General features: G+C 71.2%; 21 protein-coding genes and 3 pseudogenes. 12 read left to right on the top strand and 12 right to left on the bottom strand.

Translation table 11 applies throughout. The features are described from left to right. Positions 1 to 60: 60 nt before the first annotated feature. From ABZV06_RS25490 to ABZV06_RS25510, 5 genes are all read left to right on the top strand, one after another. On the top strand, positions 61 to 336 hold the full coding sequence (locus tag ABZV06_RS25490; protein WP_355624661.1) for an alcohol dehydrogenase catalytic domain-containing protein: 276 nt from the start codon (positions 61 to 63) through the stop codon (positions 334 to 336). Positions 337 to 846: 510 nt separating this feature from the next. Further along, complete coding sequence (mmsA, locus tag ABZV06_RS25495) at positions 847 to 2394, top strand: multiple monosaccharide ABC transporter ATP-binding protein (RefSeq protein WP_355247675.1); 1548 nt, start codon at positions 847 to 849, stop codon at positions 2392 to 2394. Further along, complete coding sequence (gene mmsB / locus ABZV06_RS25500; RefSeq protein ID WP_355247677.1) at positions 2391 to 3689, top strand: multiple monosaccharide ABC transporter permease; 1299 nt, start codon at positions 2391 to 2393, stop codon at positions 3687 to 3689. The genes mmsA and mmsB overlap by 4 nt, the downstream gene beginning before the upstream one ends. Before the next feature lie 51 nt (positions 3690 to 3740). Further along, the gene (locus ABZV06_RS25505; RefSeq protein ID WP_355624663.1) at positions 3741 to 4847 is read left to right on the top strand and encodes a sugar-binding protein; all 1107 of its coding nucleotides are present in this window, start codon (positions 3741 to 3743) and stop codon (positions 4845 to 4847) included. A gap of 169 nt (positions 4848 to 5016) precedes the next feature. Continuing rightward, positions 5017 to 6222, top strand: coding sequence for an ROK family transcriptional regulator (locus ABZV06_RS25510; protein ID WP_355624684.1), 1206 nt, complete (start codon positions 5017 to 5019; stop codon positions 6220 to 6222). Here the strand turns inward: ABZV06_RS25510 and ABZV06_RS25515 are convergent. Beyond that, entirely contained in the window at positions 6219 to 6557 is a 339-nt protein-coding gene (locus ABZV06_RS25515; RefSeq protein ID WP_355624665.1) for a hypothetical protein, read from the bottom strand. The two genes, ABZV06_RS25510 and ABZV06_RS25515, sit on opposite strands and share 4 nt — an antisense overlap. A 92-nt stretch (positions 6558 to 6649) precedes the next feature. Here ABZV06_RS25515 and ABZV06_RS25520 point away from each other — a divergent pair, with 92 nt between their 5' ends. Together ABZV06_RS25520 and ABZV06_RS25525 are read left to right on the top strand one after the other, a co-directional pair. Then, positions 6650 to 7615: an ATP-binding cassette domain-containing protein gene (locus tag ABZV06_RS25520; RefSeq protein WP_355624667.1), complete on the top strand. Its 966-nt coding sequence runs from the start codon at positions 6650 to 6652 to the stop codon at positions 7613 to 7615. Continuing rightward, positions 7612 to 8439, top strand: coding sequence for an ABC transporter permease (locus tag ABZV06_RS25525; protein WP_355624669.1), 828 nt, complete (start codon positions 7612 to 7614; stop codon positions 8437 to 8439). The genes ABZV06_RS25520 and ABZV06_RS25525 overlap by 4 nt, the downstream gene beginning before the upstream one ends. A gap of 58 nt (positions 8440 to 8497) precedes the next feature. Here the strand turns inward: ABZV06_RS25525 and ABZV06_RS25530 are convergent, their stop codons facing one another. From ABZV06_RS25530 to ABZV06_RS25540, 3 genes are read right to left on the bottom strand one after another with little or no spacing between them, the layout of a single operon-like run. Next, the gene (locus ABZV06_RS25530; protein ID WP_355247686.1) at positions 8498 to 9478 is read right to left on the bottom strand and encodes a transporter; all 981 of its coding nucleotides are present in this window, start codon (positions 9476 to 9478) and stop codon (positions 8498 to 8500) included. Beyond that, positions 9475 to 10365, bottom strand: coding sequence for an ABC transporter ATP-binding protein (locus ABZV06_RS25535; protein WP_355247689.1), 891 nt, complete (start codon positions 10363 to 10365; stop codon positions 9475 to 9477). Before ABZV06_RS25535 ends, ABZV06_RS25530 begins: the two co-directional genes overlap by 4 nt. Before the next feature lie 20 nt (positions 10366 to 10385). After that, complete coding sequence (locus ABZV06_RS25540) at positions 10386 to 10793, bottom strand: GntR family transcriptional regulator (RefSeq protein ID WP_355050404.1); 408 nt, start codon at positions 10791 to 10793, stop codon at positions 10386 to 10388. 172 nt (positions 10794 to 10965) lie between these two features. Here ABZV06_RS25540 and ABZV06_RS25545 point away from each other — a divergent pair. Continuing rightward, positions 10966 to 11232: pseudogene (locus tag ABZV06_RS25545) on the top strand (Nramp family divalent metal transporter); the annotation flags it as partial. 19 nt (positions 11233 to 11251) lie between these two features. On the opposite strand, the gene ABZV06_RS25550 reads toward ABZV06_RS25545, so the two are convergent. From ABZV06_RS25550 to ABZV06_RS25585, 8 genes and pseudogenes are all read right to left on the bottom strand, one after another. Continuing rightward, positions 11252 to 11461: a hypothetical protein gene (locus ABZV06_RS25550; RefSeq protein ID WP_355247693.1), complete on the bottom strand. Its 210-nt coding sequence runs from the start codon at positions 11459 to 11461 to the stop codon at positions 11252 to 11254. A 437-nt stretch (positions 11462 to 11898) separates the two neighbouring features. Further along, a complete protein-coding gene (locus ABZV06_RS25555; RefSeq protein ID WP_355050400.1) occupies positions 11899 to 12171 on the bottom strand; it encodes a hypothetical protein in 273 nt (90 codons plus the stop codon). 65 nt (positions 12172 to 12236) lie between these two features. After that, positions 12237 to 15062: a hypothetical protein gene (locus tag ABZV06_RS25560; RefSeq protein WP_355624670.1), complete on the bottom strand. Its 2826-nt coding sequence runs from the start codon at positions 15060 to 15062 to the stop codon at positions 12237 to 12239. Beyond that, entirely contained in the window at positions 15059 to 16171 is a 1113-nt protein-coding gene (locus ABZV06_RS25565) for an AAA family ATPase (protein WP_355624672.1), read from the bottom strand. Before ABZV06_RS25565 ends, ABZV06_RS25560 begins: the two co-directional genes overlap by 4 nt. A gap of 14 nt (positions 16172 to 16185) precedes the next feature. Then, a pseudogene (locus ABZV06_RS25570) lies at positions 16186 to 17238 on the bottom strand (VWA domain-containing protein); the annotation flags it as partial. Between the two features lie 168 nt (positions 17239 to 17406). Then, a pseudogene (locus ABZV06_RS25575) lies at positions 17407 to 17643 on the bottom strand (VWA containing CoxE family protein); the annotation flags it as partial. Next, on the bottom strand, positions 17640 to 19031 hold the full coding sequence (locus tag ABZV06_RS25580) for a hypothetical protein (protein WP_355624674.1): 1392 nt from the start codon (positions 19029 to 19031) through the stop codon (positions 17640 to 17642). The pseudogene ABZV06_RS25575 and the gene ABZV06_RS25580, both read right to left, overlap by 4 nt. Continuing rightward, a complete protein-coding gene (locus ABZV06_RS25585; RefSeq protein ID WP_355247722.1) occupies positions 19031 to 19498 on the bottom strand; it encodes a hypothetical protein in 468 nt (155 codons plus the stop codon). Before ABZV06_RS25585 ends, ABZV06_RS25580 begins: the two co-directional genes overlap by 1 nt. A gap of 281 nt (positions 19499 to 19779) precedes the next feature. Between ABZV06_RS25585 and ABZV06_RS25590 the strand changes: the two genes are divergently transcribed. The 4 genes from ABZV06_RS25590 to ABZV06_RS25605 are packed head-to-tail and all read left to right on the top strand — an operon-like array spanning position 19780 to position 23780. Next, the gene (locus ABZV06_RS25590; RefSeq protein WP_355624676.1) at positions 19780 to 20895 is read left to right on the top strand and encodes a hypothetical protein; all 1116 of its coding nucleotides are present in this window, start codon (positions 19780 to 19782) and stop codon (positions 20893 to 20895) included. Positions 20896 to 20942: 47 nt separating this feature from the next. Next, a complete protein-coding gene (locus tag ABZV06_RS25595) occupies positions 20943 to 21992 on the top strand; it encodes a nitronate monooxygenase (protein ID WP_355624678.1) in 1050 nt (349 codons plus the stop codon). 48 nt (positions 21993 to 22040) lie between these two features. Beyond that, on the top strand, positions 22041 to 23132 hold the full coding sequence (locus tag ABZV06_RS25600) for a cellulose binding domain-containing protein (RefSeq protein ID WP_355624680.1): 1092 nt from the start codon (positions 22041 to 22043) through the stop codon (positions 23130 to 23132). A gap of 15 nt (positions 23133 to 23147) precedes the next feature. Continuing rightward, a complete protein-coding gene (locus ABZV06_RS25605) occupies positions 23148 to 23780 on the top strand; it encodes a hypothetical protein (RefSeq protein ID WP_355247714.1) in 633 nt (210 codons plus the stop codon). Positions 23781 to 23886: the final 106 nt, after the last annotated feature.

Here is a 23886-nt window from a genome sequence, read left to right on the forward strand (position 1 = left end):
GTGGCATGAACCGGTCGACCGGGGGAAGACCGACGCTGCACCACCGGAGGGGAGTCGGGCATGAGAGCCGTCGTCTACGTGGACGTTCGGGACGTCGCGGTGCGGGAGGTGCCCGACGCGGGGTTGGAGGCGACGACCGACGCGCTCGTACGGATCACGTCCACCGCGCTGTGCGGCACCGACCTGCACATGTACGACGGGCGCACCGGCGCCGAACCCGGGCTGGTGTTCGGTCACGAACCGCTGGGTGTGGTGCAGGAGGTCGGCTCGGCGGTGCAGACCGTACGCCACCGTCGGGAGGACGGGGTGATCAAGGCGGTGCTGCGCCCGAGCTGATCGGGCGGCTCTCCCCGATCCGGACTCGACGGACATCCAGGTGCCGACCGGTGGAAGTGGCGCGACGGCAGCCGTCGACGCCGTCATCCGGCAGAGGCGTGGGTCACATGCCGGTCGAGGATGGTCGAGGCATCATTGACGCGGCACCGGGCGTCGCGGCCAGATCATGATCGTTCGATGGCGGCGCAGCCGAGGGTGCGCCGATATTTCGCCGGCCTGTGTGGATCGTGGCTGGTGGCGGGCCTGGTGATGATGATCGGAGCTGATCGGTCCGCGGCTCAGCATTTGACAACGTTGCCAGGAGCAGGCCATGGTGCCATCGGCGACTCATGAGGCGGTTGTGACAGGCGAATACTGTGCTTCGTCTATATTGCCGGATTGTTACATTTTCAACACGTCCTCGCCTTGCGGATGGCCTGCTCGCCGCAATACGTTGCCGTCAACAACAAAACCAAGTGAAGGTTCAACCTTCCGGAGGCAACCGATGACGTTGGCGAGGTGGTACGAGCGATGAGCAACGTGCCGATCCTCCTTGAGATGCGCTCCATCACCAAGGAGTTCCCCGGAGTCAAGGCCCTCTCCGACGTCAACCTGGTGGTTCGCGCCGGCGAGATCCATGCCATCTGCGGCGAGAACGGTGCGGGCAAGTCCACGCTGATGAAGGTGCTCAGCGGGGTCTACCCGTACGGCAGCTACGACGGCCAGATCGTCTACCAGGGTTCGGAGAGCAAGTTCTCCGACATCCGGGCGAGCGAGAGCGCCGGAATTGTGATCATCCACCAGGAGCTCGCGCTCATCCCCGGGATGTCGATCGCCGAGAACATCTTCCTCGGCAACGAACCTCGCAGGCGGGGCGCGATCGACTGGAAGGCCGCGAACCGGATGGCGCTGGACCTGATGGCCCGGGTCGGTCTGGAGGAAGACCCGGACACCCTGGTCAAGGACATCGGCGTCGGCAAGCAGCAGCTCGTGGAGATCGCGAAGGCGTTCGCCAAGGACGTGAAGCTGCTCATCCTGGACGAGCCGACGGCCGCGCTGAACGAGGCGGACTCCCGGCACCTGCTGGACCTGCTGCGCGGCTTCCGCTCCCGCGGCATCACCTCGATCATGATCTCGCACAAGCTGAACGAGATCGAGGCGATCGCCGACCAGATCACGATCCTGCGGGACGGCCGGACCGTGGAGACCCTCGACGTCAAGGCCGACGGGGTCGACGAGGACCGGATCGTGCGGGGCATGGTCGGTCGCGAGCTGAGCAGCCGTTTCCCGGACCACACCCCGAAGATCGGTGAGGTCTTCTTCGAGGTCCGCAACTGGAACGTCCGGCACCCGATCTCCGCCGACCGGCAGGTCTGCAAGAACGAGAGCTTCGTGGTGCGCCGCGGCGAGATCGTCGGCTTCGCCGGCCTCATGGGCGCGGGCCGCACCGAACTCGCGATGAGCGTCTTCGGCCGCTCCTACGGGGTGTACGAGTCGGGAACGATCATCAAGGACGGCAAGGAGATCGTCCTGAAGTCGGTGGCCGACGCCATCGACCACGGGCTTGCATACGTCAGCGAGGACCGCAAGGCGCTCGGCCTCAACCTGCTCGACGACATCAAGACGTCGACGGTGGCCGCCAAGCTGTCCAAGATCTCGCACCACGGCGTGCTGGACGAGGTCGAGGAGTACCAGGCGGCCGAGGCCTACCGCAAGGAGTTGCGGACCAAGGCCCCGACGGTCGACGAGGGCGTCTCCAAGCTCTCCGGCGGCAACCAGCAGAAGGTCGTCCTGGCCAAGTGGATGTTCAGCGACCCGGACCTGCTGATCCTCGACGAGCCGACCCGTGGCATCGACGTGGGCGCCAAGTACGAGATCTACGGCATCATCCAGCGGCTCGCCGACCAGGGGAAGGGCGTTGTCGTCATCTCCTCGGAGCTGCCTGAGCTGATCGGGCTCTGCGACCGCATCTACACCGTGTTCGAAGGCGCCATCACGGGCGAGATCGCTCGGGCGGACGCGGACCCGGAGACCCTCATGAAGCAGATGACCTCGACGAAGAAGTTGGCCACCCGATGAGCCGTATCAAGGACCTTCAGAAGAACCTGTTTGGAGGCACGACCTCCAACGCCCGCCAGTTTGGGATGATCTTCACCCTGGTGGCGATCGTCCTGATCTTCCAGATCTGGACTGATGGGCTGACGCTGCGGTCGGACAACCTGATCGCGCTGTTCCAGCAGAACTCGTACATCCTGATCCTGGCCATCGGCATGCTCATGGTGATCGTCGCCGGGCACATCGACCTCTCGGTCGGCTCGGTAGCGGCGTTCACCGGCATCCTGGTCGCCAAGTCGATGACCGAGTGGAATCTGCCCTGGCCCGCTGCCATCGCGTTCGGCCTCGCCATCGGCGCGGTGATCGGCGCCTGGCAGGGCTTCTGGGTCGCCTACATCGGGGTGCCGGCGTTCATCGTCACCCTGGCCGGCATGCTGCTCTTCCGCGGCGGCAACCAGTTCATCGGCAACGCGCAGAGCATCCCGGTGCCGGAGGGCTTCCGGGAGATCGGCTCCGGCTTCCTGCCCGAGTTCGGTCCGGACACCGGCTACAACAACGCGACGCTGCTGCTCGGTCTGGCCGCCGCGCTGGCGGTGGTGTGGCGCGAGATCCGGGCCCGCAACACCCGGCGGGCGATGGACGCCGACCCGGCGCCCCTGTGGATCTCGATCCTGCGGATGGCCGTCATGGTCGGCGTGATCGCCTTCGCGGCGCTGCGCTTCGCCAGCGGTCGCGTCGGCACCAGCTTCCCGATCTCGGGCATCATCCTGGTGGCGCTGGTCATCGCGTACTCCTTCTACACCCGCAACACGGCCGGTGGCCGGCACATCTACGCGGTGGGCGGCAACTCCCGGGCGGCCGAGCTGTCCGGCGTGAAGCTCAAGCGGGTCAACTTCCTCGTCATGATGAACATGTCCGTCCTGGCCGCGCTGGCCGGCATGATCTTCGTGGCCCGTTCGCAGGCCTCCGGCCCGCAGGACGGCAACGGCTGGGAGCTGGACGCCATCGCCGCGGTCTTCATCGGTGGCGCGGCCGTCGCCGGCGGCATCGGCACCATCAGCGGCTCGATCGTCGGTGGTCTGGTCATGGCCGTGCTCAACAACGGCCTCCAGCTCGAGGGCGTGGGCACCGACAAGGTCCAGATCATCAAGGGCCTGGTCCTGCTGCTGGCCGTCGCGATCGACGTCTACAACAAGAGCCAGGGGCGCTTCTCCATCATCGGAAGCCTGATGCGGCCGTTCCGCCGCGAGGACTCCACCCCACCCGCCTCACCGCCGGACGCGGAGCGCGAGCCCGCCAAGGCAGCGGTGTCCGGCTGACGGCCACCAACCTCTCCACCCGTCTCACATCCAGAAAGGCAAGTCCTCACCATGCGTAAATTCTTCGGCACGTCGGTGGTGGCCATCAGCGCCGCCGCCATGTTGGCCCTGGCCGGCTGCGGCTCCGGCCGTGACGGCGACGACTCGGGCTCCAAGGGCGGCGACGCCAAGGGCTTCGCGGCGAACTCGCTGATCGGCGTGGCCCTGCCGGCCAAGACCTCGGAGAACTGGGTCCTCGCCGGTGACCTGTTCAGCAACGGTCTCAAGGAGGCCGGTTTCCAGGCTGACGTGCAGTACGCCGGCGCGTCGACCACGGTTGCCGACCAGCAGGCCCAGATCACCGCCATGACCACCAAGGGCGCCAAGGTCATCGTCATCGGCGCGACCGACGCCGCGCAGCTGGCGACCCAGGTCGCGGCCGCTCACGCCGCCGGTGCCAAGGTCATCGCGTACGACCGCCTGATCAAGAACACGGCTGACCTCGACTACTACGTCGCGTTCGACAACTTCAAGGTCGGCCAGCTCCAGGGCCAGGCCCTGCTGGACGGCATGAAGGCCAAGAAGCCGAACGGCCCGTACAACATCGAGCTGTTCTCCGGCTCGCCGGACGACAACAACGCCGGTGTCTTCTTCGACGGCGCGATGAGCGTGCTCAAGCCGGAGATCGACAAGGGCAACGTCGTCGTGGCCTCGGGTCAGAAGGACGTCAAGCAGACCGCCATCCAGGGCTGGAAGGCCGAGGGTGCGCAGGCCCGCATGGACCAGCTGCTGACCTCGACCTACGGCAGCAAGGAGCTGGACGGCGTCCTCTCCCCGAACGACACCCTGGCCCGCGCCATCCTGACCTCGGTCAAGGGTGCTGGCAAGCCGACCCCGATCGTCACCGGCCAGGACTCCGAGGTCGAGTCGGTCAAGTCGATCGTCAAGGGCGAGCAGTACATGACGATCAACAAGGACACCCGCAACCTGGTGAAGGAGACCATCAACATGGTCAAGGCTCTCCAGGCCGGCAACGCCCCGCAGGTGAACGACACCAAGTCCTACAACAACGGCAGCAAGGTCGTGGACACGTTCCTGCTCCCGCCGGTCGCCGTCACCAAGGCGAACGCGGCCGAGGCGTACGCGAACGACCCGAAGCTCGCGCCGCTCACCAAGTAATCACCGCACGGTAGGCAGCACCGCCGATGGGTCCCGGGTCTCCTCTTCCGGGACCCATCGTCGTCCGTGCCTCATCGTTCACCCGGCACCGCTCGAAGAAGGAGGTCTGACCGTGGCAACACCGGTGCGGTCCAGGCCAGTCGGCGCCGGCCGTAACCTCGACACCCCACTGCCTCCGGTCCCCGGCGCGAGCCAGGAGGAGATCCGGCGGCAGAACCTCGGCGCCGTGCTGCGGTACGTGCACCTGCACGGGCCGACGTCGCGGGCCGAGCTGACCAGCCGCCTCGGCCTCAACCGCAGCACCATCGGCGCCCTCGCCGCCGACCTGACCGCCAGCGGTCTCGTCACCGAAGAGGCACCGACCACGAGTCGCCGCGCGGGCCGTCCCTCCCTCGTGGTCAGCCCCCGTTCCGACCGGGTCTACGCGCACGCGCTCAGCATCGACGCGGACCGGCTGCGGGCGGCGCGCATCGGCCTCGGCGGTCGCATCCTCGACCTGCGGGAAGTTCCCCGTCCCGGCGGCATGTCAGCCGTCGACGCCGTCCGCCCGCTGGCCGACCTCGTCCGCCGGATGGAGCGCACCACGGCCGCCGGCGCGCTGCTGGTCGGGGGAGCGGTCGCCGTCACCGACACCACCCGCGACGCGGACGGCGGCCTGCGCATCGTCGGCGTCGAGGAGGGCCTGAGCGCCGCCCTCGAGGCCGAGCTGACCGACTGCCCAGGATTCGTGGCCGGGGATCTGGCCGACATCGCGGGCCTGGCCGAGCACATCCGGGGCGTGGCCCCCGGCATCGACGACCTCATCTACCTGCACGGCGACCTCGGCATCAGCGCCGGCATCGTGGTCGGCGGCCGCCTGGTGATCGGCCACCGGGGCCACAGCGGCAAGGTCGGCCACATGGTGGTCAACCCGAACGGCCTGCCGTGCGGCTGCGGCTCCCGTGGTTGCTGGGAGACCGAGATCTCCGAGGCCGCGCTGCTGCGGCACGCCGGCCGCGACCCCGACGACCGCGCCGCGGTGGCCGACGTGCTGCGCGCGGCGGCGGACGGCGACCCGACCGCCCTCGCTGCCGTCGAGCAGGTCGCCGACTGGCTCGGCTTCGGCGTCGCCAACCTGGTCAACGTGGTCAATCCCGACGCCGTGGTGTTCGGTGGCTCGCTGCGCGACATCTACATCGCCGGCGCGGACACCGTGCGGCGGAGGCTGGACGCCATGCCGCTGCCGGCCTCCCGTGAACACCTGCGGCTGCGCGCGGCGGCGCTCGGCCGTGACGCCGTCCTGATCGGGGCGGCCGAGTTGGCCTTCGACAAGCTGCTGGCCGACCCGCTCAACGTGGGCGTCGCCGGTCCGTCGAATCCCGCCGAGTCGGTCTAGGGAATCTCCCGCACCACGCTGGTGCCGTTGCCCGTCCGGGACTCCCACACCCAGGACTCGTGCAGCTCCAGGCGACCGTCCGTCAGTACCCGCACCTCGGTCGCGCAACGGCCGGTGGACGTCTGCCCCTCGGCGTTGAGCTGGACGTAGCGGAAGTCCAACCGGTCGCCCGCACGGGTGCCGACGAGGTAGCCGCGCCGGATCGACCCGCCGGCGTACTCGGCCCAGATCTCACCGGCCCGCTCCCGGTACGCGAAGACCGTCTCGGTGCCGACCTCGCCGGCCACCACATCCGCCACGGCGGCGAATCGCTGACCGTCCAACGAGATCGTCATGCCGACGACGCTAGTCGATGAATCGTTGCCGTACCGCCTACCGTACCGTGTACGATAAGGCTCCGGTGTCGGGCTGTCGGAAGGGGACGGGTGTGACGACGAGCAGTGCGGCGATAGTCGCGGAGGGGCTGCGGAAGCGGTATCGAGACGGGTTGGCCCTGGATGGGTTCGACCTGGAGGTGGCCAGCGGGACGGTGTGTGGCCTGCTCGGCCCCAACGGGGCCGGCAAGACCACGTCGGTTCGGATCCTGTCCACCCTGCTGCGGCCGGACGGGGGCCACGCCGAGGTCGCCGGGTTCGACGTGACCCGCCAGCCGGATCAGGTGCGCTACCGGATCGGCCTGGTGGGGCAGCATCCCGCGCTGGACGAGGCGCTCAGCGGCCGGCAGAACCTCGTGCTCTTCGGCCTGCTGTTCCACCTGGGCCGTCGCCGGGCCCGGCAGCGGGCGGTCGAGTTGCTGGAGCGGTTCGGTCTGGCCGACGTCGGCGAGCAGCCGGTCAGTACGTACTCCGGGGGCATGCGTCGGCGGCTCGACCTGGCGGCAGGCATGGTGCTGGCACCCGCCGTGCTGTTCCTCGACGAACCCACGACCGGCCTGGACCCGCGTGGCCGCAACGAGGTGTGGGAGTCGATCCGCGTGTTGGTCCGTGCGGGCACCACGGTCCTGCTCACCACCCAACACCTGGACGAGGCGGACCAGCTCGCCGATCGGATCTCGGTGGTCGAGGCCGGGCGCGTGATCGCCGACGGCACCCCGGACGAGCTGAAGACACGGCTCGGCGGCGACCGGATCGAGGTGATCGTGGGGAAGCCCACCGACCTCGCGCTCGCCGTCGAGCAGGTGCGTCGGGTGGTCGCCGACGAACCGACCGTCGACGTGGACCGGCGCGCGATCAGCGCCGGCGTCGGGCACCGCGCAGGTGCGGTCGTCGAGGTGCTGCGGGCGCTCGACGCCGCGCAGGTCGCGGTGGTCGACATCGCCCTGCGGCGACCCACCCTCGACGACGTGTTTCTGCACGTCACCGGCCACCGGGTCACCGCGGAGGTGGCCGCATGAGTACCACCTACCCAGCCGTGACCGTGGACCTGACTCCGGGGCAACCCGCCGCCTTGACAGACAGCGGCACCCTCGTCTGGCGCGGCCTGGCCCGATGGCGACGCGACCCCGGACCCCTGGTCGCCTCGCTCGGCTTCAACATCCTGATCGTGCTGATCTTCGCCTACCTGTTCGGTGGGGCGATGGAGATTCCCGGCGAAGGCAGCTACCGGGAGTTCCTGATGCCCGGCATGTTCGTGATGACCATGGTGTTCGGCATCAGCCTCACCACGATCGCCGTCGCCGAGGATCTGGAGCGCGGCGTGACCGACCGTCTTCGCGCGATGCCTGTCGCACCACTCGCCCCGCTCGTCGCCCGCGCGGTGACCGACCTGCTGTTCGCCCTCGTCACCCTCGTGGTGCTGCTGGTCACGGGCCTCGCGGTGGGTTGGCGGGCCCACGGCGGCGTCGGGGCCGCGCTGGCGGCGGTGGGACTGATCCTGCTGTTGCGGTTCGCCCTGGTCTGGGTCGGCATCTTCCTCGGCCTGGTCACTCGGGGACAAACAGCCGTCGTGGCCGTACAGACCCTGGAGTTCCCGCTCGGCTTCCTCTCCAACGCGTTCGTCGCGCCGACGACCATGCCGGCGTGGCTCGGCGCGGTGGCCGCGTGGAATCCGTTGTCGGCGACCGTCGGCGCCGCCCGGGAGCTGTTCGGCAACCCGGGCTGGGGTGGCGACTCGTGGGCCGCGCAGCACTACCTCTGGTTGGCCGTGGCCTGGCCGATCGCGCTGGTGGCCGTGTTCCTGCCGCTCTCGGTGGCCCGCTACCGGCGGCTGTCCGGCTGAGGTCGACATGCACGGGTGATCGCCGGGGCCCCCGTGGCTCCGGCGATCACCCGCTCGGTTACGCGATCCGGCGGACCCGACGCACGGCGAGGTAGAGCAGGAGTACGGCGAGGGCCACGAAGATGCCCGTCTCGATGCTCTGGAACAGCCAGAAGCGGTCGGCCGGCTGGTACATCTCCCAGTTGTACGCACCCGGCCCGAGGCCCAGGTCGGCGCCGCAGGCTCGACCGTCCGGGCCCTTGCCGCCCGGCGGGCACTGGATGCGGGTGTTCTCCGCGACCATCGTCCCGTCGGCGTCGCGGATTCCCACGGCGAGAACCCAGTTGCCCCGGTCGCCCTCCGGAATCCCGCCCCCCTCGATCGGGAAGGTCTGGGTTTTGGCCGGCTGATAATGCGGTCGGGCCAGGATCTCCACCGCAGCCCGTACACCGATGTACCCGGCCAGGGTGATGCCCATGGCGGGCAGCATCCGCTTGAAGACGGTGCCGGCGAAGATGCCGAGCGCCACGGCGAACAGGGTGTACCCGATCGGCACGATGCCCTGAAGGTCGAAGACGATCACACCGAGTCGACCCTCGTGCGCTGCCTTGGTGAGCGGTTCGACCCACCACGACATGCCCAGTCCGTAGCCGACCGCGAGGAGCACGACGGCGCCGCCGACCAGCCCGAACTTCACCAGCGCCCAGCGGGTGCGGCCGACGCCCTGGGTCCAGACGAACCGGTGCGTGCCCTGCTCCACCTCGCGAGCCACCAGCGGTGCGCCCCAGAACAGGCCGACCAGCACCGGCAGGGTGATCAGCAGCACCGCCACCAGGTTCAAACTGTCGTACCGGTCGCTGAAGCGGCGCAGGCCCACCTCACAGGTCTGTGCGGCAGTCTCGCTGAGGGTGGACGGGCGTAGACACTGCGCGAGTCCGAGGTCGGCGAAGGTGTGCCGCATCGACAGGCCGATCGGCACCAGCACCGCGGCGAGCACCAGGAATCCCAGCAGGGTGTAGAACGCCAGCTTGCGGTGTTGCCGCCAGGTCAGCCAGATCATGCCGCCACCCCCCACTCGCTGTGACTGGTCTGCGCGACGCCGTCGGCCAGGTAGGCCAGGACGACGTCCTCCAGGCTGACGTCGCGGATCGTCCAGGCGGGATCGGTGACGGGACCGTCGGTGCGTACCAGCAGCGTGGACTGCCGGTCGGTGTGGCTGGCCCGGACCACGTGCGCGACGCCCCCGATCGGACCGCCGTCGTGCCGCGGACCGACGAGCTGCCGGTGCCCGGCAACCAGGTCGTCGACCGAGCCGGTGAGCTGCACCTGGGCCGCGTTGAGCACGATCAGGTAGTCGCAGACGCGCTCCAGGTCGGCCAGCAGGTGCGAGGAGAGCAGGACGGTGGTCCCGGAGTCCGCCACGCTGCCCATCAGCGACTGGAGGAACTCCCGACGGGCCAGCGGATCGAGGCTGGCCACCGGCTCGTCGAGCAGCAGCAGCCGGGGTTGTTTGGCCAGTGCGAGAGCGAGCGCCACCTGGGCCCGTTGCCCGCCGGAGAGTTTGCCGACCGGCTTGTCGGGCGGTATCCCGAGCTGCGCCAACCGGGTCCGGGCCAGCGCCGCGTCCCATCGCCGGTTCAGCTTGCCGCCGGCGACGACCAGCTCGGCAGCGGTGAAGTCCCGGTACAGCGGGGTGTCCTGGGCGACGAACCCGATGTCGGCCAGCCCGTCCGTGTCGCCGTACGGCGACCTGCCGAACACCCGCACCGCGCCCTCGTCGGGCTTGAGCAGCCCGACGGCCAGGTGCAGCAACGTGCTCTTGCCCGCGCCGTTGGGCCCGACCAGCGCGGCGATCCGGCCGGCCGGAAGGTGCAGCGAACAGTCCCGTAGCGCCCACGTTCTGCCGTACCGCTTGCCCAGCCGGTCGGCCTCCAAGACCATCTCCATCCTCTGTCCTCTCGTACTGCTCACGCGGGTTCCTTCTGTGGGGCGTCGTCGGTGAGGGTGGCGCGCAGCGTGGTCTCCACCAGGGCGACGACGTCCTCGGCCGTGAGGCCGGCGGCCCGCGCCCGCTGCAACCACGCCACGAGGTCGTCACGCAGCTCGGCCTGGTTGGGCAGGGACGCGCCGGCCAGGGTGCGCTGGACGAACGTGCCCACCCCGGGTCGGCCGCCGACCAGGCCCTCGATCTCCAACTCCCGGTACGCCTTCAACACCGTGTTCGGGTTGATCGCCAGTGACTGGGCGACGTCCCGAACCTTCGGCAGCTGATCGCCGGGTGCGAGCAGACCGACCCGCAGCGCCTGCTTCACCTGCTGCACGAGCTGCATGTAGGTGTTCACCTTCGATCGGCTGTCGAGCACGAACTCGATCACTCGTGATGATCCTTCCTGTTGTCCTACGACAGTAGGACTAATAGACAGCTTGGTCGGACCGAGGGCGGCTGTCAAGCGCGAGGCGACCGTGGCACCCGTGGGCCAGCCCCTGGCACCGACGGGTCAGCCCTGCGGGAAGGGAACAGGCACGCGATCCGTACTCGAGGGGGAGGTGCTCGATGGTCACCAACGAACTCACGGCGACGACGGCGACGCCGCTACAGATCGCCCGGACCCGGGCAACTTCGCCACCAACTCGGCGGCCGGTGCCCGCTACGGATACCTGCTCGTCTGGGTCGTGGTGGTGGCCAACCTGATGGCCATGCTGGTCCAGACGCTGACCGCCAAGCTGGGCCTGGCCACCGGCCGGAGCCTGCCCGAGCTGTGCCGTGAGCGCCTGCCCCGCCCGGTCAACCGGATGATGTGGGTGCAGGCCGATGGGGATGGGCCGGACGGGGCTACTCGTCCTCGTCCATTGGGCGGGGGCGTCGGTGCTCGGCGATGTACTTCTCTACATCAGCCTTGAGCCAGATCGAACCGACCGACAGTCGGGCGTAGGGAGCCGGAAAGTGTGGCGACTGCTGGATCTGGCGGAACCGTGAGCGGCCCACCCCGAGCATCGCCAGGACCTCGCCCGCCGCGACGAGTTCGCCCGGTCCATCTGCCATGCGAACGAAGGTAGACCGCCGGTACGGCACTCCCGGTCCGGCCGTTTTGGTTCTGCGCGTCCTGCGTACATCCCTGGCCGTGCGAGCAGGCGAAAGTCGAACTCGTGGCCGACTACTCGGACGAGCCGAAGCTGCTAGGGGTGGACATGGTTGGCTGCCTGACTGAGGCGAGCCGGGACCTGACCGACTTGTACTGGACCGCACCCCGGTCCGGTGGAGCACTACTACCGCCGATTCTTGGGCTGGGTCAAGCAGGCCTTGGCCGCCCACCGACCCCGCGGCTCCGGTCACTTCCACTGGTTCTAAGCCACGTACCCCCGCCCGGAGGGTCGGGGCGCAGCCAGCAGGCAGTCCCCAACGGCGAATGCGGCGCGACCGACGGGGTCAAGTGCGGCCGGTCACGGGCGGGGTTTTCCAGCGGGGCGCGACCGGCGCGATCAGGTGCGGCGTCCCTCGTCCCGCGTCGGGATCTCCTGACGCTGTTCGAGGGCGTCCGCCGGGTTGGCGTCGGCCGGCAACGACGTCACCTCCTCCAGAGCGCCGGCCGGCAGCGCGCCCTGCTCGGCCAGGTCGGCCTCGGACGCTTCCGGGTCCACGTCGCCGGAGACCCGGTCCGGCGGTCCCACGTCGAACGCGTCCTGCCGCTGCTCGGCGGCGTCGGCCTCCGGAGGAGGGAACTGATCGCCCTGTTCGTCCCGGTACGTGCTCATCGAAGCCTCCTACCCGGCGGAAGTCGACATGACGCCGGGCCGCTGCCTACCCGCCGCCGTCGCACTCACGCCTGACGCACCACCCGCGCGGCGACGGCCTCGGCCGACTCGGGATGCCTCGCCAGCAGTCCGGCCACCCCGCCCTGCTCGGCGGCAGCGTCGTCGACCGGCAGCCACCCACCGTCGTACCCGAGCAGGCCGGAGATCGCGTCGACCACCTCGGGATGCGCGGCGAGGAGGACGCCGACCCGCCGCCGTGGCCCGGAGGCGGCACGTTTGTCGTGCAGCCGCCTCACAGGTGGGGCCGCGACCCACGGCGGCACCCAGGAATCCAGCTCCGGCAGCGACTCCGGGAAGGTGCGTCCGGCCTCACGGATCAGGAGCGGAACCAGCTCCGGGCCCTGCTCCCGCAGTGTCGTGATCAGGGTCGGCAACCAGGGCAGCAGCACCGGATCGGGCAGTCGGGCGAAGGCCGTGGAGATCGTCTCGACGACGAACGGCGCGAGACCCGGCACCGGTTCCAGCGCGTGCACGAATCCGGCCAGGTACTGCGGGAAGGCCGGCACCACCAGCGGGTTGGCCAGCAGCTCGGCACACCGGGCCCGCAGATCGGCCACCGACAGCAGGCCGAGCTGGTGTCGGCCCGCCCAGAGCAGGGCCACCTTCGCCGGCGCGGTCGGGTGCGACTGCGCGACCGCCAGTTCCAGCTGGGTTCGGTCGCAGCCCAACGACAGCGCCAGACCCTCCATGGAGAACAGGAAGCCGAGCATCGCGCCGACCTGCCGCACATTGGTCTCGTCGCTGGTGATCGCGGTGGGCAGCAGGGTGCAGTAGTGCGCGTACCCGGTCGTCACGAACGCCTCACACCAGGCCGGCAGGGTCGGCGCGGTGGCCCGGTGATGCGCCAGCAACCGTCGGATGCGGCGCAACACGTCGGGAGCGTCGTCGACGGTGCGCGCGGTGGCGAGCAGCTCCACCGCCCGCGCCCCCAGCTCGTCGACCAGGCGCGGACTGTCGAGCAACCGGATCGCGTCCTCGACCGCGGCCAGGGCGCCGGCGGCGGTGGCGTCAGGGCCACGCACCGCCCGGCGCAGTCGTTGCTCCAGCACTTGCTCGACGGTCACACCCTCGTAGCCCAGCTCGATCAACGCCCGCTGATGGTGACCGAGCGCCAGGTCCCAGCTCTCCTGGACCGAGCGCTTGCCGAGCCGCCGCTCACCCATGATCGGGCGGACCGCGGCCGGTGGCAGCAGATGACGCAGGATCCACAGCAGGTCCGAGCAGCGGGCCAACGCCGGCTCGGCGTTCAGGTCCAGCAGCGCCCGCTGGACGGTGCGCTTCTCCAGGGCCAGGCCGAGCGGTTCCAGCCGATCGAACACGTCGCGGGCCAGCGGCGGCAGAGCGTCGTAGCCGACCTGACCGATCCGGTCGCCGCCCAGCAGGATCTCGCAGAGCCGCCGGACGTCCCGCCGGCCGGGCACCACGTCCTTCTCGATGCAGGTGACCGCGGCGTCGGCGAAGTCGTACGGGGTGGGCCGGGCCCGGTTGCGCAGACCGGCCAGCAGGACCGACGTCTCGAAGACCGCGATCGCGTCGGCGGTGCTCGCCAGGTATCCGTTGCGGCGAGCCAACCGGACGATGTCGACACACCAGCCGCGCAACTCTGCCTCGTCCAGGCCGTCCAGGCGTGGTGGCGCGGCGAGGAAGCCGGTGAGTCGGTCATCGACCGGCCCGGCGGGGGAGGGAACCGTCGTGACCCGGCCGCGCCGCCCCCGGGCGGTGGTCGTGCGTTGGCCGCCGAGCTGGTACGGCGACAGCCCGTGGCGGCGTACCTCCTTGGCCCAGGTCGCCGAGGCGATCGACACCGAGCCCGACGCCAGCCCGAACTGTGCCTCGATCGCCGAGTGGCTGGACGGGATCAGCCCATACCGCCAGCGGGTGTCGGTGCGCGGGGTGATCTCGAAGTCGTCCGCGGCGGAGCCCAGCCCGAACTGCTCGACCCGGCTGGCGGCGTGGAACGCGCCGCAGACATAGAGGCAGTCAGCCGGATCGACGCCGGAGGTGGCCAGGTGCTGACGCATCCGCGTCCACATGTACCGCTCGCGGTCCTCGTCGCGATCGAGCCGATCCGCGTCGGCCGGGCGCAGCCGCCGGAACAGGCTGCCGATCAGCACCATCACCTGCCGGTACGTGTCGTGGTCGGCGTCGGCCAGCGGGCGTTCGACGTACTGGTCCCACCATTCCGACCAGTGCCGCACCTTGCCGTGGTGCAGCAGGTACGCCTCCAGCTCCGCGAACCGGGGTCGCAGGTCGCCGATCTCCACCCCGACCGCGTCGCCGTGCAGTCCCGATTCGGCAGCGGTGTCGGTCGGCCCGTTCGCGCTGCTCGCGCCGGTCGGCTGTTCGCGCGGCGACCACTGGAAGACGTGGTCGGTGGAGCGGTCCACCAGCACCAACTCCACGCCGGGGGTCTCCAGCGCGTACGCGATGGCCTGGTATTCCGCCGACGCCTCGGTGATCGGTGCGACGACACTGAGCGGCCCCCAGTCGGCCGGAAAGCCGGACAGCTCCGACGCGAACGCCTGCACCGCCACGGGCAGGCGGCAGTTGCGCAGCTCGCCGAGCAGCGGCTGGAGATCCTCGCACAGCTCCAGGTAGATCACCCGGGGCTGTTTGGCGCGCAGCCGGCGCACCATGGCCAGCGCGGAGGCCGGCGAGTGGTGGCAGACCGGGAAGATCTCCAGCCGCTCGCCGAGCGCCCGGTCGACATCGTCGACCATGCCGGCGAGGATCGCGCCGAGCGCGTCGGGGGAGCCCGCGAACGCGGTCGCCGCATCGGTGAGCTGCTCGCGGAGCGCGCCGAACGTGCCGGCGACTGTCGTTGCGGTCACGAGAGGGACGCGATCGCCTGACGACCACCGTCCAGGAAGCCCGCCCAGCCGTCGTCGTCCTTGCGGGCCCGTGGCTCCACAACGCCGTGCAGGTACTTGTTGAGGATTGCCAGGTCTTCCGGGCTGCGGCGGGCCAGCGACCCGACCAGCGACCCGGCGAGCGTCGCCGCGCGCAGCGTACGGTCGCCGAAGAACTGGCTGTGCAGGATCGCGTCCTCCAGCACGCCGATCTGCTCGGCGGTCGACAGCGCCGACTCCAGCTTCTCCTCGTCGCTCGTGGCCGCCGCAGCACCGGCGCGTAGGTCGGCGAAGCTCTGCAACAGGATGTCCAGCAGGGTGGGCGGCACGTCCAGCTCGATGCGGTGCCGGCGCAGCAACTCCTCGGTGCGGAACCGCACGATCTCGGCCTCGCTGCGTTTGTTGGTCACCACCGGAATCCGGACGAAGTTGAACCGCCGCTTGAGCGCCGAGGAGAGGTCGTTGACGCCCCGGTCACGGCTGTTCGCGGTAGCGATGATCGAGAAACCGGGTTGGGCGAAGACGATGTTGTCCTGGTCCAGCTCGGGGATGGCGACGTACTTCTCGGACAGGATCGAGATCAGCGCGTCCTGCACGTCGCTGGTGGAGCGGGTCAACTCCTCGAAGCGACCGACCACGCCACGCTCCATCGCCGTCATGATCGGCGACGGGATCATCGACTCCCGGGACTGGCCCTTGGCGATCACCATGGACACGTTCCACGAGTACTTGATGTGGTCCTCCGTCGTGCCGGCGGTGCCCTGCACGACCAGGGTCGAGTTGCGGCAGATGGCCGCGGCCAGCAGCTCGGCCAGCCAGCTCTTGCCGGTGCCGGGGTCACCGATCAGCAGCAGGCCCCGGTCCGAGGCGAGGGTCACGATGGCGCGTTCGACGAAACTGCGGTCGCCGAACCACTTCTGCGGGATCTCCCGCGACAGGCCGTCGGCCCGCTCCGACCCGAGGACGAACAGCCGGACCATGCGCGGGCTCAGGCGCCACGAGAACGGCTTCGGACCGGTGTCGACCGACTCGAGGAAATCCAGCTCGTCGGCGTACGTGACCTCGGCGGGGGCGCGCAACATCTCGGACATGAGGGAGTGCTCTCCTAGGTGAGGAAGTTCTTCAGCTCGACGACGAGCTTGCGGATGTGGCCGGAGATGACCGGGGTGCCCTGGTCCTTCAAGCGTTGCCGGAACCAGGGGTTGACGCTCTGCTGGCCCGAGCTGCTGACCGAGCCCACCGGAATGACCTTGGCGCCGGAGCGGTGGACGGCCTGCAGGCCGTCGAAGACCGCGTGGTGATTGACCTCGTAGAAGTCGGAGATCCACACCAGCACCGTGTTCTTCGGCTCGGCGATCTTCGGCCGGGCCAGCGTCAGCGCCGCCGTGCCGTCGGTGCCGCCACCGAGCTGGGTACGCAGCAACACCTCGAACGGGTCGTGCACCCACGGAGTGAGGTCCAGTGCCCGGGTGTCGTAGGCGATCAGGTGCACGTCCACCTTCGGCAGGCCGGCGAAGATCGAGGCGAGGATCGTGCAGTTGACCATCGCGTCGACCATCGAGCCGGACTGGTCGACCACGACGATGAGCCGGGACGGCGTGGTGCGCCGTGCGGTGTGCCGGTAGTAGAGCCGGTCGACGTAGAGGCGCTCGTCGTCCGGACTCCAGTTGGTCAGGTTCTGCCAGATGGTCCGGTCGAGATCCAGGTTGCGGAACACCCGCTTGGGCGGCACCGACCTGTCGAGCGCGCCGACACTCGTCTGTTGCACCTGCGTCCGGAGCACCTCGGCGACCTCGTCGACGAAGCGCCGGATCAACGCCTTGGCGTTGGCCAGCGCCAGCCCGGACAGGTTGGCTTTGTCCCGTAGCAACTGCTCGATCAGCGACATGCTCGGCGTCAGCTGGCTGGCCAGCGCGGGGTCGGCAAGCACCTCCCGCAGGTGCATCCGCCGGACCAGGTCACCCTCCAGCCCAGCGAGGGTGCCGCCCAGCCCGCCGCTCTGGCGGCGCAGCTCGCCGGGCTCGCAGCCGAGTGCCTGCTCGAACCAGCCGGCGTCGGACTGCCACCGGGCCAGCTGGTTGGCGCTGACCGGGCCGGAGCCGGTGGCGAACACGTTCAGCAGCACCTTCGACACCAGCGCGGCGCGGCGTACCTCGGCCAGGCCGGACCGATAGTCCGAAGCCTCGCCCGGCGGGTCATCGGCCGGAGTGGCGTCGTCGGATTCGGCGTTGCGGGGCCCGGAACCCCTCTGTTCAGCGCCGTCCGGCCCGTCTTCGCGCGGCCCGTCTTCGCGCGGCCCGTCGTCTCGTGGCTCGGCGTCGGTGGGGGTGAGCAGGCCGCGCAGCTCGGCCGCGAGCGTCGGGAAGCGCTGCACGATGGTGTCCACCGAGACGGCCGGGTCCAGCAGGGCAGCCGGCAGCCCGAGGTCGTCGACCACGGCCACGCTCGCCGACTCCAGGCTGGGCTGCTCGTCGTGGTCGAAGAGGCGGGACAACAGCCGCCAGTAGAGGACCTGACGGCGGTTGGCGTCGGCGAACCCGCCGGTGGGGATCGGCGTGGTCATCGGCGCAGCAACCGTCCCGCGCGTTCGCGCAGCACGGCCACGGCGTCGCCCGCCCGCGCCTCCTCCTTGGCGATCTTGGGATCGGTGACGCCGCACGCCCAGTCGCCGTTGTGCGCCTGCACCGTCCGCCGCTTCACCGTGCCCAGCACCGCCAACGGCTGGAGCTGCCACCGGCCGTCGTCCCAGCGCAGGAGCCCCAGGCAGGCGGACGCGGTGGCGACCAGGTCGACGGTCAGCGGACCGGCGGCCGGCAACCTGTCGACGGCCAGCGCTATCCGTTCGCCGTCCACCTCGACGGCGAGGGCGCCGGCCTCGTCCCGGATCACGGGCCCCTCCACGAGGACGGGCTCGGCGATGCCCGCCGGGTGCCGGTCCAGGGGGTCGGTCGCGGCCGTGGTCGCGGCGGGCAACAGGACCCGGGCCGTGGCGAACGGGTCGGCGGGCTCGTCGAGCCGGACCCGGTCGTCGACCCAACTCAGGTCGCCGCCGCGCAGCGGCAGGTCGGTCACGGTCAACGCCCGCTTGTCGGCCAGCGCGGTGAGCAGCGCCGGGTGGTGCGACAGCAGCCGCCAGATCGCCGGACCGACGATGGTGTCGACCTTCGCCGCGGTGACCGCTGTGCGGACCAGCCGCGCCGGGCCGCCGTCCGCCGGCTCCAGGATGGCGTGCAGTTGGACCTGCACCGCGGTGTCGTGACTGTGCACGTCCACACCGAGCGGCAACAGCCGCCCGGAGACCGAGGGTGTCGCATCGGGCGGTGGCGTGCCCTCGGCGAGCAGGACGCCGCGAGCCCAGAGATCTGCCCACCGACGTGCCGGCACCTGCGCCATGGTGGCGACCGGGACGCAGGCCCGCAGCTCGGCGGCGAGCCCGTCGAGCAGCACCGCGATGCGTCGTAGCTCCGGCACGAGGAGGCTGGTCTCGACCACCCCGGCGGCGACGGAGAGCAGCTCGTGGTCGACGCCCCGCCAGCCGGTGAGCGCCACCTCGTGCCACCACGCCCGCGCGCCGGCGAGCGCCGCCGGCGCCTCGGAAGGCACGCTGGTCGGTGTCGTCCACGGCGACCGCGTGCGGCCGAGTGTCTCGTCGAGCTGAGCGAGCAGGGCATCGTGTGCCGCGCCGAGCAGCGCCGAGCGCGCTCCGGCGAGCGCGGCGAGGTGCTGCGGGGCGACCGACCCGGCGATGACCGCGTCGACCGCGACGGCCACCGGGGCGCCCAGTGGCGTGCCGGTGAACGCGTCGGCGAACGCGGTCAGGGCGGAGGCGCCCCGCTCGCCGACCCGGCCGAAGCCGTCGACGAGGGCGTCGTCGAAGCCGGCCACCACGTCGAGCGCGTCGGTCAACCCGGCCGGGGCCGCACGCAGTGGCGCGACCTGGGCGCCGCGCATCAGCGGCCCGCCCGGGTCGCCGGGAACCAGTGCAGCTCCGGCTGCGGGGCCGTGCTGACGGGAACCTCCAGGTAGGCGAGGTGGCGCAGGAAGCGGCTGAACACCACCGCCGCCGACGCCGGCTCGGGCTGACCGTCCAGCCGGGCCAGCAGCTCGGCGCCGCTGGCCACCCCGTCGCCGACATCGACCCGCAGGTAGCGGGCGACGCGGTCGACGCCGTACTGGAGGAGGGCCTCGTCCGCGAGCGCGTGCAGATGCTTGCACGGGGTGGCGCGCAAGCCACCGCAGGGTCGGTTGTTGTTGGTGCTGCACTGGTAGGCGTGCGTGTCGGCCGCTATCGAGGAGACGTAGACCCGCTCGACGTCCGACCCGCTGGAGACCACGCCCTGCAGGCGTCCGTCGGCCAGCTCGACGAAGGGCACCTTCGCCAGCTTGCGGGGGCGGGCCGGCGGCAGTACCGCCACCACGCTGCGCCGCCGCCAGTCGGCTTCGTCGGCGTTCGTCACGTCACGGCCTCCCACATCGAGAAGAATCCAGGGTGGTGCGCGCGCGGCCGGCGTCGGCGGCGCTGCGACGACACGATCATGGACCACGGGTACGACAGATCCGGTCGCGACGCGGATGCGGCGATCGCGCGGGCCCGGAGCGTGGATGTCGTCGGGTCCGCGCGGTTGGTCGCCGCCGCCGGCCCCGATCGGCCAGGATGGGCGGGACGGCCGGGCCACGGGCCGCGACGAGGAGGCGGACGATGCGGGTACGCGGCTGGGTGACCCGGGGGCGGCGCGTCCGCGCGGCAGCGACACTGGGGGCTCTCCTGGTCGGGGCGGCGCCGTTGGCCGTGGCGTCCGTGCCAGGGGTGGCCGGCGCGTCGGCGGCCAGGGCGGGTGCGGCGGTGTGCGAGATCCGCGACGACCGGCTCAACGAGATCTCCGGGATGGTCGCCACCGACGACGGGTACGTCGTGGTCAACGACGGCGCCGACGACGCGGCCCGGCGGCGGATCTTCTTCCTCGACGAGCGCTGCGCGGTGGCGCGGACCGTCAGCTACCCCAGCCGGCCCCGCGACACGGAGGACCTGGCCGTCGGCCGGGACGGCACCATCTGGGTGGCCGACATCGGTGACAACGACCGCAACCGCGAGACGATCGCGCTGTGGCGGCTCGCGCCGGGCGCGGACCGGCCGGTGCTGCACCGGATGACGTACCCGGACAATCCGCACGACGCCGAGGCCTTGCTCGTGGACGCGACCGGGCGGCCGCTCATCATCACCAAGGGCGGCAGCGGCACCGTCGTCCTGTACGCGCCGACCACCGCTCTGAAGTCCGGGGCCACCACACCGCTTGCCTCCGTGGGCAAGGTCGTCCTGCCCTCCACCACCACCAGCAACCCGTTCTCGTTTCTCGGGCGGGGCGTCGTGACCGGCGCGGCGAACGCCCCGGACGGCCGCCGGGTGGTGCTGCGCAGCTACGCCGACGCGTTCGAGTACGACGTGGCCGGCGACGACATCGTCGCCGCGCTGACCGGCGATACCCCACGGATCACGCCGCTGCCGGACGAGCCGCAGGGCGAGTCGATCACCTACAGCCGCGACGGCCGCTCGCTGCTCACCGTCTCCGAGGCCGCCGACCAGCCGGCCGGCACCCGGCCGACGATCCTGCGGTATCCCGCGACGGTGGCCCCCGCCGCTCATCCCGCGGAGTCCACCACGGCGGCCCCGACGTCCCCCGCCGCAGCCCGCCCGGCGGCGCAGGCGGCCGGCATCGGTGGCGGGCGGGTGGTGTCCCTGGCGGCCGGTGCGGGGACGCTGCTGGCGCTCGTCGCCGTGGCCGGACTGCTGTGGCGGCGGCACACCGACCGACGCTGACCCACGACGACGCCAGGCGGACCGACGCGGTACGGCAGGATGGGTGGATGTCCGTGCTGTCCGCGCTGCGCCACCCGATCGTCGTCGCACCGATGGCCGGTGGTCCGTCCACGCCGGCTCTCGTCTCGGCCGTCTCCGCCGCCGGCGGACTCGGCTTCCTGGCCGCCGGGATGATCGACAGCGGCCGGCTGGTCGCCGACATCGCCGAGGTGCGCGCCCGAACCGACCGGCCGTTCGGGGTCAACGTCTTCCTTCCCGGCGACGGCCGGGTCGACGAGGCCGCCATCTCGGCGTACGCGCGACGGCTCGCCCCGCAGGCCGACCAGGCCGGTGTGACACTCGGGGAGCCGGTGGGCGGCGGCGACGCGTACCCGGAGAAGATGGCCGCGCTTCTCGCGGACCCGGTCCCGGTGGTGTCCTTCGCGTTCGGACTGCCGGACCGTGCCGCCGTGGCGGCGCTGCGGGAGCGGGGCACCGAGGTGTGGGCCACTGTCACCCGCCCGGCCGCGGCCACCGCCGCCGCCGAACTGGGCGTCGACGCCGTGATCGTGCAGGGCACCGAGGCCGGCGGGCACCGCGGTGGTGTGCCGGACGACGACGACTACGCGCTGCTGCCGCTGCTCCGGCTGGCTGCCGCCGGATGCGACCGGCCGTTGGTGGCCGCCGGTGGGATCGCCGACGGTCCTTCTCTGGCGGCCGCGTTGACCGCCGGGGCGGTGGCGGCGCAGCTCGGTACGGCGTTCCTGCGCTGCCCGGAGGCGGGCACGTCGCCGCTGCACCGCTCGGCGGTGGCCAGCGCCGAGCCGACCGGGCTGACCCGGGCCTACACCGGCAAGCGGGCCCGTGGCGTGGTCAACGAGTTCCTGCGGACGCACGACGCGCAGGCGCCGGTCGGCTACCCGCAGGTGCTGCACCTGACCCGTCCGCTGCTCGCCGCCGCTCGACGCGACGGCGATGCCTCGGTGGCCAATCTGTGGGCCGGGCAGGCGCACCCACTCGCCCGGGACGTGCCGGCGGCCGAGTTGGTCGCCGAACTCAGCAACGCTGCCCGGGAGGCACTGACGGCGGCCGCCGAGCGGGCGACCCGCTGGGGCTGAGCGGACCGCCGGCCCGGGAGCCTCCTGGCCACCCGTTAGAGTCTCGCCGTGATCGAGATCGGCGCGCACGTCGACCTGTCCCACCCGTCCGACCGGGTCTGGCTCGCATTGACGGATCGGGAGTTGCTCGGCCGCTGGTTCGCCGAGGCGGACATGGTGGAGGGAGTACCGGACCGGCTGCTGCTGCACACGGCCGATCTGCCCGGCTTCGACGCCGACGTCGAGGTCGAGGTGACCGAGCGGCGGGTGCCGGAGCTGCTGGCTCTGCGGTGCGACGAAGCAGGTCGGCTCACCGAGCTGACCTGCGCCGTCACCTCCACCAAGCAGGGCAGTCGGCTGGCCGTGCGGGAGGTGCCGACCCACGGCACCTGGTCGGACGAGCAGCACGACGCCCGCGAGCAGCAGCTGCGGCAGGCGCTGACCGTACGCTTACCGGCCATTCTGGACTGGCTCGCGTTCCAGCAGGTCGACCTGCGACGGGGCGAGGCCGGCAGGACCACCGAACTGCCGGTGATCAGCACGCCCGGCCCGGCTCGGCGTCGTCGGCGTGCGGTCGTCGTCGGGCTCGTCGGAGTCGCGCTGGCGGCGGGGACGGTGGCGTGGCTGACGCTGCCCGGTGAGCCCGAGCACGTGGCCGCGCCGAGCCCGTCGGCGACACCGACGACGCCGCTGCCGAGCGTCGTGGAGGCGGCGGCGACGACCGCGCAACCCAAGGTCACGCCCTCGGCGCGCCCGTCGCGTACCGTCGCCCCGACGAGCGCCCGTCCGACGCGTACCCCGTCGGCGAAGCCCACTCCCTCGGCCACGCCGACCGGACCGCCGCCGCCACCGCCGCTGGCCGCGCGCTACGACACCTCCTCCAGCCGGCTGTTCGGCTACACGGGCGAGGTGGTGGTGGACAACCCGGGGCCCGCCTCCGTCGAGCAGTGGGTCGTGGTGGTGACCCTCGCCGATGGCAGCAGCGTCGACGACGTCGATGGTGCGGACTGGAGCAGGGACGGGCAGGCTGTCACGTTCACCGGCTCGGCCGTGCCGGCCGGCGGGTCGCGGACGATCCGGTTCGACGTCCGTGATAGTCGACCGAAGGCTCGGGAACCGGAGGGCTGCACGGTGGGGGGCAACCCCTGCGCGGGGTTCTGACTAGGCTGCGTGGGCATGGCACTGCTGCACCGGGCGACACTGCGCCCCACGAAGCTCGAACTGCTGACGACCTGGCTGCCCGGCCGACCCTGGTATCAGGGGCCTGCCGGCGTCGACGTGGTGAGTCGGGGGGCGTACCGCTTCGACGACCCGGCCGGCGAGGTCGGCATCGAGACGTTTCTGGTGAGTGCCGGTGACGGTCCGGTCCACCAGGTGCCGCTGACCTACCGCGCCGCGCCGCTCGCCGACGCCGACGAGTGGCTGGTCGGGACGATGGAGCACTCGGCCCTCGGCCGCCGCTGGGTGTACGACGGCTGCGCCGACCCGGTGTACGCGGCGGTGCTGACCCACGCCGTCCTGAGCGGCGCCGGGCAGGCCGAGCAGTACTTCGAGGTCGACGGTCGGCGCGAGGTGCGACCCTCCACGGTGACGATCGCCGTCGACGGCGGTGGCGGGGACGTGCCGGAGGTCGGCGCGATCCGGCAGGTGGTCGACGAGGACGACACGGTCATCGTCACCGACCCGGTGGAGGTGGTCGTCGTCCGCCGGCCGGTCGCCGGGGCGGTCGAGGCCCGGGGCGTCACCCTGCGCGGCACCTGGGAGGGACAGCCGACGGCAGTGCCGCTGGCGTACGTCCGCGAGCGTTGACGGCGGTGGGGGGCGCCCGCCGCGCCGTACCCCCCCCCCCCCCACCCCACCGCTCATCCCGTGGGCGCGGGACCCCCGGCGGCGGACGACCCGATCGAACTGCACG

Origin of the sequence: Micromonospora sp. NPDC005172 (genome assembly GCF_040608555.1) — a bacterium.
Classification (GTDB): Bacteria; Actinomycetota; Actinomycetes; order Mycobacteriales; family Micromonosporaceae; genus Micromonospora.